The organism is Limnospira platensis NIES-39 (assembly GCF_026000695.1).
Lineage (GTDB): Bacteria > Cyanobacteriota > Cyanobacteriia > Cyanobacteriales > Microcoleaceae > Limnospira > Limnospira platensis.
In genome coordinates, this window is record NZ_AP026945.1 from 280776 (window position 1) to 293904 (window position 13129).

The 13129-nt window shown below is 47.3% G+C and carries 12 protein-coding genes; 7 read left to right on the forward strand and 5 right to left on the reverse strand.

Translation table 11 applies throughout. The features are described 5' to 3' along the window. Window positions 1–232: 232 nt before the first annotated feature. The gene (locus N39L_RS01415; RefSeq protein WP_014274072.1) at window positions 233–2020 is read right to left on the reverse strand and encodes a P-loop domain-containing protein; all 1788 of its coding nucleotides are present in this window, start codon (window positions 2018–2020) and stop codon (window positions 233–235) included. A 1081-nt stretch (window positions 2021–3101) separates the two neighbouring features. After that, entirely contained in the window at window positions 3102–4313 is a 1212-nt protein-coding gene (locus N39L_RS01420; RefSeq protein WP_014274073.1) for a tetratricopeptide repeat protein, read from the reverse strand. 536 nt (window positions 4314–4849) lie between these two features. Here N39L_RS01420 and N39L_RS01425 point away from each other — a divergent pair. Both N39L_RS01425 and N39L_RS01430 read left to right on the forward strand, forming a co-directional pair. Next, window positions 4850–5461 (forward strand): L-threonylcarbamoyladenylate synthase, encoded by a 612-nt coding sequence (locus tag N39L_RS01425; protein WP_014274074.1) that lies wholly within the window; start codon window positions 4850–4852, stop codon window positions 5459–5461. An 84-nt stretch (window positions 5462–5545) separates the two neighbouring features. Beyond that, window positions 5546–6523 carry a sensor histidine kinase gene (locus tag N39L_RS01430; protein WP_014274075.1) on the forward strand — a complete coding sequence of 326 codons (978 nt, stop codon included), beginning with the start codon at window positions 5546–5548 and terminating at the stop codon, window positions 6521–6523. Window positions 6524–6556: 33 nt separating this feature from the next. Here the strand turns inward: N39L_RS01430 and N39L_RS01435 are convergent, their stop codons facing one another. After that, window positions 6557–7441, reverse strand: coding sequence for a 4-hydroxybenzoate solanesyltransferase (locus tag N39L_RS01435; RefSeq protein WP_006618992.1), 885 nt, complete (start codon window positions 7439–7441; stop codon window positions 6557–6559). A 28-nt stretch (window positions 7442–7469) separates the two neighbouring features. Beyond that, a complete protein-coding gene (locus N39L_RS01440; protein ID WP_157888660.1) occupies window positions 7470–7616 on the reverse strand; it encodes a hypothetical protein in 147 nt (48 codons plus the stop codon). A gap of 233 nt (window positions 7617–7849) precedes the next feature. On the opposite strand from N39L_RS01440, the gene N39L_RS01445 reads away from it, so the two are divergent. Beyond that, on the forward strand, window positions 7850–8962 hold the full coding sequence (locus tag N39L_RS01445; RefSeq protein ID WP_006618993.1) for a tetratricopeptide repeat protein: 1113 nt from the start codon (window positions 7850–7852) through the stop codon (window positions 8960–8962). Between the two features lie 163 nt (window positions 8963–9125). Then, window positions 9126–9752: a L,D-transpeptidase gene (locus N39L_RS01450; RefSeq protein ID WP_006618994.1), complete on the forward strand. Its 627-nt coding sequence runs from the start codon at window positions 9126–9128 to the stop codon at window positions 9750–9752. A gap of 114 nt (window positions 9753–9866) precedes the next feature. Here N39L_RS01450 and N39L_RS01455 read toward each other — a convergent pair whose 3' ends face one another. Continuing rightward, entirely contained in the window at window positions 9867–9986 is a 120-nt protein-coding gene (locus N39L_RS01455; protein WP_006618995.1) for a photosystem II protein Y, read from the reverse strand. Window positions 9987–10470: 484 nt separating this feature from the next. Between N39L_RS01455 and rbfA the strand changes: the two genes are divergently transcribed. The 3 genes from rbfA to N39L_RS01470 all read left to right on the forward strand — a co-directional run bounded on the left by rbfA (window position 10471) and on the right by N39L_RS01470 (window position 13123). After that, window positions 10471–10884 carry a 30S ribosome-binding factor RbfA gene (gene rbfA, locus N39L_RS01460; protein WP_006618996.1) on the forward strand — a complete coding sequence of 138 codons (414 nt, stop codon included), beginning with the start codon at window positions 10471–10473 and terminating at the stop codon, window positions 10882–10884. A gap of 25 nt (window positions 10885–10909) precedes the next feature. After that, window positions 10910–12493: a glycoside hydrolase family 3 protein gene (locus tag N39L_RS01465; RefSeq protein ID WP_014274076.1), complete on the forward strand. Its 1584-nt coding sequence runs from the start codon at window positions 10910–10912 to the stop codon at window positions 12491–12493. Between the two features lie 405 nt (window positions 12494–12898). Further along, a complete protein-coding gene (locus N39L_RS01470; RefSeq protein WP_006618998.1) occupies window positions 12899–13123 on the forward strand; it encodes a DUF4327 family protein in 225 nt (74 codons plus the stop codon). The last annotated feature ends 6 nt before the right edge of the window (window positions 13124–13129 follow it).

The window sequence follows — 13129 nt, forward strand, 5'->3', positions numbered from 1 at the left end:
CGGGTGAAAATAGAACAATTTATAGTAGGTTGGGTGGAGCGATCGCGAAACCCAACACACTCGGACTCTAGGCTGGCGGTGGTTGAGTTTTTGTGGGGTTTACTGGGTTCACATAACCTACTCCTAATGCGATCGCTCTCGGTTCACATAACCTACTAAGATGTTGGGTTTCCTGCGTCCACCCAACCTACTACTAAGATGTTGGGTTTCCTGCGTCCACCCAACCTACTAATTATTCTTCATTATTGTTCTCATCTTCTCCATACAAACCATCCCACAAATTATCAACTATATCTAGTTCAATATCCCGCAAAGATACCCCCGCTTTTTGTACCGTCCTCCTATTAAATAAAAAGTCCTGAAAACTCTTGTGATAAATACTATAAACCTCCTCATATTCCATAATTCGATGGCGCAAAAACTGCTCCCATTCATCCAACACCTCCTGCACCGTTAACGGGTCTTCCTCCGCAAAATCCGCCAACAAATCGCAGGATACAGGCTTCCGAGTCTTTGACAATAAATAGATGATTTTTAACTTCGTCCGGGGTAAGGGCCTCGTCACCATCCCCATACGCTGCCAATGTTGCTCATAATATTTCTCCAAACCCCTGGGCAAATTTTCCCAGTTCAAATCAGCATATTTCCCCGCCTCAATATCATTGAGAACATACTTTAAATACATAAAGTTAGTTTCGCTATTCTCCGCCAAAAATTCGATAAATTCCGCCTCTGTCACCCCTTGGGCCGCCAGCCAGCGCTGGATAGGTTCCCGTTGGCAGCGATAGCGAATAAACCCTTCGATATCTGCTAAATTCGCTTGATAATATTCATCGGACATCATATCAAACTCCTGCTGGGGAGCCGAGACGACAAAAGGAAAAAACTCCGGGCGTTTGGTCAGGACAAAATAGACCCCCTTGGGTAAATTTTCCGGGAGATAAAGCACATTTTGCCCCCGATTTTGCGTGCTTAAATCCACCTCATCCAAAGCATCCACCGCAATCACTAAACGGTCAGTTTTTGCCGCCGCTTCGGTTAATAATTTGCTCAAAAAGTTGCCATTGCGGGTATTATCAGGATGCAGGGGTAAGTCATAGGCTAACCCATAGCGTTCAATCAGTTGAGCGCAGATACTTTTGATAAAATCATCGGTGCTGGTGCGGTTTTCCGACAGGATATTAAAATAAGCCAGACATCCCGTTTGCTGTACATATTGCGCTAATAACGCACTCTTACCCACGCCGGGGTCTGCTTCAATGATAAAATAACCCTTGGCTTGTTTCTGGCAAAATTCCTCAATGGCATTAAACACAAATTCTCTGCCAAAAAATTCCTGGGTTTTTTCCTCAATAAAAGCGGCAAAATCCGCCGGAACTGGAATAGTCCCTTTTAAGGTGGTCAGCAATTGATTAAACCGTTCATCTAAACCCTGACAAGAGGCGATAAATGTATCCACACCCTCATCAATTCTCCCCCGAATTGCCGAGAGTTCCTGGTCAATATTGCTGACTTTCCCGACTATTTGGGTAAGGATATCGTGGGTTAAGGTATTAAACACCACGGGATTATATTTAATTTCTAATCGGAAATAATGCACTAAGCCGGGTAAATATAAATTCCGAAAGGTGTTGAGTAAGACGGGAGGCGCTTCTCGTAGCCACTGGTGTTCGGCTTCTAGGCGCTGCATCAATTGATACCGAATTGCCTCCTGTTGACTCCCTTGCCAACTCCCCTCACTGCCTTGGGGCTGTTCCCCTTCAACGATTATTAAGATTTGTTTGCCATCCTGCTTAATCTGGTCAATTCGTGCTATAATTAGGGGCTGACTATCCTGCCATTCCGGTGTTTTCTGGCAGCAGGCACAAATATCATTTAAGATGCGCTGATGGGCTCTAAGCAGTGCTTTCTCAATGTCATGATTACCTTCTCCAGCCTTGCGCTGTGCCCACTTATGACATTCGGTGGTAACAACTCCGACCCCAGCACTAGCAAATAGTGACAACACCTCAACAATCATCGCTCACCCCATCCCACACATCTGAGTTATCAATTAACATTGTAGGGGATTTTCCCACCGAGTCAGCCCTAGCGTGGGACTCCGGATTGGTTGAGAGGTGAGAGGATCGAAAATCTTTAAACTCTGACGCGCGCCTATAGCGTTTCTCATATCCATAAGGTAGAGCCCTCACCCCAAACCCCTCTCCCAAGGGGAGAGGGGCTTTGAAAAGTACCTCACTAATCCGAGAAACGCTATATATATTATTTAAAGGTTGGCGACGCTACCAATAAACGGGGTTTCTATCACTAAGAAAAGCCGGTTTCTGCAACTGCCCGCGACACGAAATTCCACGGTTTTAAGGTAGAGCCCTCACCCCAAACCCCTCTCCCAAGGGGAGAGGGGCTTTGAAAAGTACCTCACTAATCCGAGAAACGCTATATATATTATTTAAAGGTTGGCGACGCTACCAATAAACGGGGTCTCTATCACTAAGAAAATCCGGTTTCTGCAACTCCCCGCGACACGAAATTCCACGGTTTTAAGGTAGAGCCCTCACCCCAAACCCCTCTCCCAAGGGGAGAGGGGCTTTGAAAAGTACCTCACTAATCCGAGAAACGCTATATATATTATTTAGAGGTTGGCGACGCTACCAATAAACGGGGTCTCTATCACTAAGAAAAGCCGGTTTCTGTAACTCCCCGCGCGACCAAATTCCACGGTTTTAAGGTAGAGCCCTCACCCCAAACCCCTCTCCCAAGGGGAGAGGGGCTTTGAAAAGTACCTCACTAATCCGAGAAACGCTATATATATTATTTAAAGGTTGGCGACGCTACCAATAAACGGGGTTTCTATCACTAAGAAAAGCCGGTTTCTGCAACTCCCCGCGCGACCAAATTCCACGGTTTTAAGGTAGAGCCCTCACCCCAAACCCCTCTCCCAAGGGGAGAGGGGCTTTGAAAAGTACCTCACTAATCCACCGAAACGCTATATATATTATTTAAAGGTTGGCGACGCTACCAATAAACGGGGTTTCTATCACTAAGAAAAGCCGGTTTCTGCAACTCCCCGCGACACGAAATTCCACGGTTTTAAGGTGTGATTATCGGCGGCGAGAACGACTCCGGGAACTAGACCGACTCCCGGAACTAGACGGACTCCGGGTAACTCTGGAAGGGCTGATAGAGCTGGCTTTGACGCGCCTTTGGCGATAAATAATAATTGTATCGGGTTCTTCTGGCTCGATTTCTTCTGGGACCATTGAGGATGGGGTGGCTGACTGTTCAGTTTCCACGGGGTCTACTTCCAAGGTGGCGCGGATATCTCTGGCGAGATTAAAGGCTAATTGGCGGATGGCTGGTTCTTCGCTATCCTTTAACAATTCGGAGGCTTTGGTGAAGTCATCGGCTGCGTTTTTGGGGTTGCCGAGTTCATAATGAATTAACCCCCGATCTAAATAGGCATTGGCTCGATTAGGATCTAGGGCGATCGCCTTATTGTAATCGTTCAAAGCATCTTCATAGTTGCCTAAGTTTAGGTATTCTTCCCCGCGAAAATAGTAGGGTTCAGGACTTGACGAATTAACCCGAATTGCGATAGTATAATTAGAAAGGGCTGACTGGTGGCTGTCCATGGCGGCGTAAGCAAAACCTCGATTTAGGTAGGCTTCCATCAAAGCTGGATTGAGTTCGATCGCCTGACTGAGGTTGACGATCGCTTCTCTATAATCCCCTGATTGAATTAGCACCATGCCGCGATTGTTCAATTCCACAGCCTGGCGCGATCTGGTCACATATTGGCTCACCACCGCCAGATTTTGCCGATATCCTGTCAATTTCTCCTGGGCTTCCCCAAAGCTGGAGGTAGCCTGTGGGATGCTTTCCAGTTGGGCGATCGTCTGCTGCCATTTTCTTTGCGCCTCTTCCCAAACCGGAGGGGGGTGGGGAGGGTTCTGCACGAGTTGGGAGGTGGACATGGCTCGCGTGATGGCTTCCTGGTAATTTTGGCGGGCTTTTTTTTCGGGTTCTAGCTTTTGTTGGACTACCTGCAACTGGGAACGTAGAGAAGTCAATTCTTCCAACTCGGACTGTCTGGGAAATGTGGGGGCATTTTCTAGGCGTGCGATCGCCGCTTGTAGATAGTCGTAAGCAGCAGAAAGACTATCGTAGCCGGACAGGGTTTCAACCGCCCCCGCCGAGTCTGCCAACAGTCGGGCTTCTGCGATCGCCTCCCGCTGTTGTAATTCCACCCAGACAACTGCACCCCCCAGCAGTGCAATGGCGATCGATACACCCAAAACAGTTCGGTTTGCCATGATATTGCTCCAACCTATATGTCAATCCTACCATATCGGTGGTAGGTTGTAGGGTGCGTCAGACCCCCGACATTTTGGCAAAAATCGACGATATTAAAACCTGACGCACCGCCACCATATATTCATCCGATGATATAAGTTGTAGGGTGCGTCAGACCCCCGACATTTTGGCAAAAATCGACGATATTAAAACCTGACGCACCGCCACCATATATTCATCCGATGATATAAGTTGTAGGGTGCGTCAGACCCCGACATTTTGGCAAAAATCGACGATATTAAAACCTGACGCACCGCCACCATTAATAATGAAAATATATGATTAATTATTCCCAGGATATATCATATATTTGGTGCGTCAGTTCCGGTGATTTTCGGGGAAATTCTGATGAACTGCTCTGACGCTACGAATAGATATATGGGCTGTGTTTTTGGTGCGTCAGTTTCGGTGATTTCCTGATATAATTAACTGGTATGACTAACCCTAAGAATGCGCCATTTACTGGCCGCCCGTCAACTCATTACCAGACTATGCTATGGCTAAAGTTTCCCAAGAAGAACTAATTAAAGCGGCGATCGCAGGGGTTGCCGTGATCACCTTTCCCACAGATACAGTACCCGCCTTAGCAGCCCGTCCAGACAAGGCTGAGGCAATTTTTCAGACCAAACAACGCCCCCCCGATAAACCATTAATTTTGATGGGGGCGACAGCAGAGAGTTTATGGCAGTTTGTAGATAGCCAAACCTGGGAATTAGAATGCTGGCAGCAAATCGCCCGCCAGTATTGGCCAGGAGCCTTAACCCTAGTCCTACCAGCCTCTTCAGCAGTGCCGCCAGCAGTTAATCCCACCGATCCAACCACCATTGGCTTACGGGTTCCTAAGTGTGAAATTGCCCTAGAAATCCTCAAACGTACTGGGCCACTGGCTACCACTAGCGCTAATCTTTCGGGACAACCACCCTTATTAACAGTGGCTGATATTGATAGGCAGTTTCCAGAAGTTCTCAGTTTAAAGGAAAGTCCCCCAGAGTCTGGATCTGCCATTCCCTCAACAGTGGTGCGGTGGACAAAAAATGGAGATTGGGAAATACTGAGAAGCGGTGCGGTAGAGTTGATCAGCCCCTTGCCCAAATCCACAGTTAAATAGGATATATCAACCCCAACAGAGTATGTCACAATTCAAGGGTGGAGTGCTGTTGTTAGACTGATCTCAACTAATCGTGACAAACTCATGGGCTGGAATGAATTTATCTATTTGGGTGCAGGACTGGGACTGGGTTGGTGGCTAGGCCAGCGACGACTTCCAGGGGGGGCGATGAAATTCATCACCCCAAAACTCCCTTTGGCGAAAACTTCCCGATCGCCATCACCGGAGTCGGAAACCTCAGAACTTAATGATTTTAGTGATCCGCAGGTGGCAGCTTTAGCCACCAAATTGCAGGAGGCGCGATTGGCTTATCATTTAGCGGTAGAAATCAGCCAGTTTAAGGCCGGTTTTTTAGCCCGTACTTCCCACGAGTTGCGATCGCCCCTAAATAGCATCATCGGCTTTTTACAGTTAATCCTTGCCGATCTATGTGAAAATCCAGAAGAGGAACGGGATTTTATCCAACAAGCCCATGATGCCACCCTCCGCATGGTAGGGTTAATGGACGAGGTGATTATGGTCGCTAAAACCGAACATGGTAGGGAACAGATGAACCTGCAACCGCTGAAACTGGCTGAGATTTTGGCGGAGGTGGAACAACTGACCCACTTACAAGCAGCTAACCACAACATCCGCCTGTCAATTATTCCCCCCGAGTCGCAAGTGTATGTAATTGGCGATCGCCCTCGGCTCAAGCAAGTTTTACTTAGTTTAGTCGATGGTGCGATCGCCGGGAGTGAGTCGGGGAAAGTGCAAGTTTCCACCCATATCTCCCCAGAGTCTGGCTATGTTCACATTTGGATTGATGACCAACGCCCCATCAGCGCCTGGAGTGAGTCCTGGGATTTGCTGGAGTCTACGCTAAAATCTCCCGCCAGCATCAGCACCAACATTGACCCCAATCATATAGCCTTTTCGCCGGGGATGCGTCTATTAATCAATCAGACCCTACTAGGGTTGATGAATGGGCGCTTAGAGGTGGTAGCAGTCCCCCCGAGTCCAGAAAACAGCAATTTCACCCGCACTCAATGTTCCCTTCCCCTGGGTTCTCCTGATTTTTAGCAGTTATCACCATCTGCGATCGCCGGCCGAGACTCAACCCATAAGGGTTCCCCCCACCATACCAGCCAGCAAAATCCAACCGATGATCACATTATCACGGAACATTTGGCCGTAAGTCTCCCGAGAAATCTCTGGTTTTCGCAGTTCCCAATACTGACGCGCCCATAGAATCACCACTATAGCTAAAGCCAGCCAAGAAACCGGATGAAGGTGCATTTGTAAATCTACACCCAACATCAAAGCCGCTGTCCCCAGGAAAAATAAACCCACCGCATTTGGTGCAAAGTCCCCAAAAAATAGGGCGCTGGAGTTGATACCCAAGCGGCGATCGTCTTCGCGATCGCTCATAGCATAAACCGTATCAAAACCCAAAGTCCATAATACTGTCGCCCCCCATAGTAAACCCGTCGTGGCTTCTAGGCTGCCATTAGCAGCACTCCAGCTAATTAAAACCGCAAATCCCCAGGCGATCGACAAAACCAATTGAGGGACTGGAAACACCCGTTTAGCTAAGGGATAGCAGATAATCACCGGAACCGCCGCCACAGACAACCAGAAACTGAGGGGATTAAGATATAGCGCCAACCCGAAAGCACAAGCAAACGCCACCAACGCCACCACAACACCAGTTTTAATGGTGAGGGCGCGACTCGCCAAGGGACGGTTACGGGTTCTTTCCACTTCCGGGTCAATGTTTCTATCCCATAAATCATTGACCACACAGCCAGCCGCACTGGTGGCTAGGCTACCAAAGACAATCACCAAAATCAGAGTTAAAGGCGGGGTTCCCCCTGTCGCCAAAACGATCGCCCATAGGGCTGGAATCATTAAGATTAACCGTCCGGCTGGCTTATCCCACCGCAGCAGACGGACAACACTGATCCAGGTAGGTTGTGGTTGATTCGCTTCTGTCACCATTATTATTTAAACCGCTCCAAAGCCAATTTTAATTAACATCGGGTAAATATTCCCTATCAAATATAATTGAAGCCTTGAAGGTTGTCTCCGCGTTGCTACAGTTGGGAGTATTGACCCGGAACTTGATGCGATCGCCTTTTGAGGTATGTTGAGTATTTGTTCCGGATTTCTCCATGTTCCAGTGCTTTATTTGTTCAGGCGGCTTGCTCAGTGACTTTCGTTGTTTTCCGCCCTTTAGCTGACTTCATTCTGGCGGGGTGCGCGGATCTTCAAAGTCAATTCACAATTATTCTTGCATATTGGGCTACTGATGCTATAAAAAAAAAGACTCGCTCTCGTTTTTTCCCTAACTGGGGGTAAAGTGGGGTCGGTCTAATCGCTTATTCATACTCACACTGATAATAAACCGTGTTCAAGACAACTAAACTACTGGTTAGCAATGTTTTACTGGCGATCGCTGCCACTGTGTTTGTAGTTCCTGCCGTGGCACAACCTCCCCAGATTTTAGCTCAAGCCACCTCCCAGGCGAACATCAATGAACTTAATGACCTGCTCCAAAAGGGGCGAGATCTCGTTAATAGTGGCAATATGGATGAAGCCCTCAATGTTTACCTTCAAGCCGTCCAGCTAGAGAGCAGTGATGCTAAAATCTATTCGGCTCTCGCCTATGTACAGGCCTTACGGGGAGACTTTGAGGCGGCCGCTAAATTTTATCGGGATGCTATTACCCTAGATCCTCAAAATGCCGATTTTTACTACGGTTTGGGTTATACCCTAGCCCGGTTGCAAGACTACCCAGCAGCAGCACAAGCCTATCGGCGCGCTACCCAATTACAGAGAGATAACATTAATGCTCACCTGGGGTTAGCAGCCAGTTTATTTAGACAGCAAGACTATAGGGGAGCCATTGAAGCCTATCAAACCGCCCTGGCTTTGGAACCTAATAACTGGGAAGCTAACGCATCTCTGGGAATGGCTTGGTTAAGACAAGGAAATGCTTCCCAATCTCTACAATTTCTACAACAGGCGATGGAGTTGGCTCCTAATCAGCCTAATATTTATCTGAAACTGGGTATAGCTTATTTGGAACAAGGCGATCGCACCGCCGCCCTCGATGCTTTTCAAGAGGCGGCGCGACTGTCTCCTTTTAATGGTGAAATTCAGTTCCAAATTGGGGAAATATTCCGCCTTCAAGAGAATTTTGAGGGTGCGATGCAAGCCTATCAACAAGCCTTAGCTATGGAACCGGATCTAGTGGCAGCTAATATGGCGATCGGTGAAATTCAGCTAAGATTAAGAGACTATATTGGTGCGATCGTCAGTTTCCGACGCGCCGCCGATCGCTTTGCTGACCAACCATCAGTTCACTATTATTTAGGTCTAGCCCTGAAAGAACGCGGAGGTCGAGAACCCCAGGCGATCGCCTCCTTTAGAAAAGCCCGCGAACTCTATGAGAAACAAGGCGATCATGAAGGTGTCAGACAAGCCGAAGCCGCCTTGAGAGAACTGGAAGCTAATTAACTGGAATTCCCAACCCAGGTAGGAGCCTAAGCGTCCCTACCTGTTGTATATGGTTGACTAATTCTGAGCTAATTAGTTATGATCATCCCATGGGATCGGAACCGAACAATGATTGCCACGGTCAAATGTAATAATTAGTTTGAGTTTTTGGTGAGGAAGCATCATGGGTAAACTGAATAATCTTCAACAGCTATCCGAAAAAGTAGCACTAGCCAGCCTAGGAATTGGGATGTTGCTAGTGGGAGGACAACAGCCTTTAATGGCATCAAGTCCAACTGCTGAACAAACCCTTTCTGCTAGTGCTTCAGCACCGCGTATTTATCCTTACCAAAGTATTTTGAATCCTGATGTACCTCCCCTCGATGACCCTTCCCAATTTTTACCCATCGGAGAACAACAAGCACCAGTCAAAGTAGTTCTCCGTTTGGGAGAACGTCGGGTTTATGTATATCGAGGTGAGAGTCAAATAGCAAGCTATCCCGTAGCCGTAGGAAAACCCGGTTGGGAGACTCCCACCGGAACTTTCCAAGTTACTGAAAAAGTCGAAAATCCTCAGTGGGAAAATCCCTGGACTGGAGAAGTGCGCCCCGCCGGACCCAATAGCGCCCTAGGTTTGCGCTGGATTGGATTTTGGCATGATGGCAAGGATGCGATAGGATTTCATGGAACCCCGACAGTCAACTCCATTGGACAGGCGGCTTCTCATGGTTGCGTTCGTATGCGGAATGAGGATATAGTGGCGCTATTTGAAAAGGTGGAAATGGGGACTGTGGTTATGGTGCTTCCCTAGGCTAGTTTCGGGATCTTCCCTAGTTCCGGCGGCGGGTTGCTACTCCAAACTCTTACCGACCGCCCCCCAGGGGGAAGTCGGTAAGAGTTAGGATCAACAATGGAACTGTGGGATTTATTTTTTCATAAAGGCTTGGGCTTGACTGATCGCCGCACTACCGATTTTAAACAAAGCCCAGCCTCCAGCAACGATCAACGGTAACAAAACCACAACAATGCGAAGATCCAAATCCATTTGCTCTCCTCCTGAATTTTTAAAGAAATCTTTATATTCCTATTTGTACCGCATTTTTGCCAATGCCTCAAGGGGTTAGCCAGTAATTATCATTTTAGTCAAAACCTGTTCCAGTCCACAAAGCCCTGTTTGACATCCTCAGATCTCTGTTGGCACACTGGCACTGTGAAGGCCACCTGACTCTCTCATTCCTCAGAACTTGAGCATACTTTGAACAAAAATAGCGACTCACTCGGTCCACCTCGCTCGCAGGTTGGAAGGTTTAGAGTTAGACGTTCCACCCGATCGCAGTTGAATTTCGATAATCAGAATGGCTCAAACGATCGCCTTCTCCGTCGCAATTGATAGAACTGATGTAGACTTAATATTAGGCATAATTTCAGAATCAGACCACCAAGAGTTGATCCTAGAGGAAACTAATGGATCGAAAATTGCCTGATTTTGTGGATGTCCATAATTGATCTATGCTTGGGGGGTAATCGTCATGGCTACAGATCGTCGCGTTTCCCGCGTGGCTTCACTGATTAAACGGGAGGTTAGCCAAGTATTGCTCTACGACATCAAAGACGATCGCGTGGGAACTGGAATGGTCAGTATTACGGAAGTTGAAGTCTCCGGGGATTTGCAACACGCTAAAATTTTTGTGAGTATCTATGGGACAGAAGAAGCGCGCCGGTCCACTATGGAAGGGTTGCGATCGGCAACTGGCTATATTCGTTCCCATTTAGGAAAGCATATCCGTTTACGACGCACTCCAGAAGTGGTGTTTCTCGAAGATCGTTCCCTTGAACGTGGGGATAAAATTATTGACCTGTTAAATCAGATTTCTCACGAACACCAAAACTCGGATACAGCCGAGGATAATGCTCAGGGGGATTACCCGGAAGCACAACAGTAACTCACGCAAAGGTAATTCATAATCAATGAGTGTACTCTCGTCACAGGTGGCTCAAATGGTGGTGGTGCGTGCTAGTGGTCATCTGTTTGACCACCAAATTCGCTATCCGGCTTGGGAACCGGGGCGCGATCGCCTCCAATACTGGTTACAGGAATTAGGGGTCGGTGGAGTGATTTTTGTTGATGGTAGCGCGGCGGAAATGGCTGCTAGAACTAAATTGCTTCAGTCCTGGGCGAAAGTTCCCCTATTTTTGGCTGCGGATATTGAGGAGGGAGTAGGACAGCGTTTTGCTGGGGCGACTTGGTTTCCACCACCAATGGCTTTGGGGTCTATAGCTAATCATAACCTCAGTCTGGCTGAAGATTATGCGGAAAAAATGGGCGCTATTACAGCCTCGGAAGCTCTGGCTATAGGCTTAAATTGGGTTCTGGGTCCGGTGGTGGATGTTAATAATAATCCTGATAATCCGGTGATTAATGTACGCTCTTTTGGGGATAATCCAGAAACGGTTAGTAATTTGGCTACGGCTTTTATCCGGGGCTGTCAAAAATACCCCGTGCTGACTACGGCGAAGCATTTTCCGGGTCATGGAGATACGGCGCTAGATTCCCATATTGAGTTACCAATGTTACCTCATTCGGCCGCTCGGTTGGCGAAGGTCGAGTTACCGCCTTTTCAAAGGGCGATCGCTGCTGGGGTTGATAGTGTGATGAGCGCTCACTTATTGATTCCGGCTTGGGATCAGCAACTACCAGCTACCTTATCCCCGAAAATTTTGACCGAAAAATTGCGACAAGAATTGTGTTTTGAGGGGTTGATTGTTACTGATGCTTTGGTCATGGGGGCGATCGCCCGTGGTTACAGTTTGGCGAGTAGCTCCGTATTGGCAGTAAAGGCGGGGGCTGATATTCTATTAATGCCTGAAGATCCCGAAATCACTATTAAGGCCGTATGTCAGGCGGTCGAAAATGGTGAGATTTCCCCCGAAAGGATTGCTGCTTCTTGCGATCGCATCAATAAGGCTAAGGAGAAAATTGCTACCTGTCAGGTTTCTGGTCTGAATTTGGATTCTTTATCGACTCCTGAAGCTAAGAAAACTGTCAGTTTGATTTTGCAACAGTCCCAGGTTAGGGGTGGGTTAGATCTTCAGCCCCATAAGCTGCCATCAAACAATCTACAACTCCAAGAGTGGCGGAATTTGGTGATTGTCGATGATTTGCTTTGGTGTCGGTTTCTGGGACATCATACTCCGGCGATCGCTTATCCCGCTAAATTGGGCTGTAAATTACAACTTATCGATCGCAATAGTGGGACCTTGGCGACAGCGGAAACCGGATTTTCTCCCACTTTGCTACAGTTATTTATTCGTGGTAATCCTTTTGGCTGGAGTGCTGGATTAACTGAAATAGCCAGGGTTTGGTTTAAAAAATTGTTAAAAACTGGGGAACTCAAGGCACTGGCGATTTATGGTAGTCCCTATACACTTGAAGAGTTTTTGCCGGAAATTCCCCATGATTTGCCTTATGTCTTTTCATACGGCCAGATTCCCACCGCACAGGCGATCGCCTTAGAAAGTCTACTGGGAACTATAGATATAGATAAGGCTTAGATTGGTCCTGCGTCAACTACAGCACATTATCAAAAATCTGTGCCATACTGGAACCGGACAAACTCAATCAATGGTTTTCCCTAATTCCATAGACAATTATTTATGAGATGTGGAATTTTAGACCAATCAGCGCACTGGTTGTCCTGTGGGTTATGGTCTCCGTAACCCACTAACCAGTATCATCTCCTAGGTCAGACAAGTTGCTGATTTAATCAACTTAATAGCCAATACCCCCCTGAGTGCCCCAAATCCGGGAGATTAGTGGTTTTGATTATATTTATCAAAATTTCAAGGTAAATTGTATTCACTTATACTGAAAAAAAACCCTTCCCTAAATCGAGATTTTAGATTATATTGATACCAATGCCAAAAATAATCAGGCAAGCAACCCCATGAGGGCGAAATATGACTTACACCACCGTTCAATACTCACTTGACGTCATTAAAGACGAAGTACGCAATCTCCTGCATAAAGGTATGATCAGCCGCCAGCAGCCGATCTATACATTGTGCCAGTACATTCCTGCTAGGGAGTGGGCTTGCATAGAATACGAACTTGAGGCGTTTAACTTCCTCCTGCGTGACCGCATAGGCGATCTGGTTGGTTGTGAAAAGTGGGACAACGACTAAGGTTTA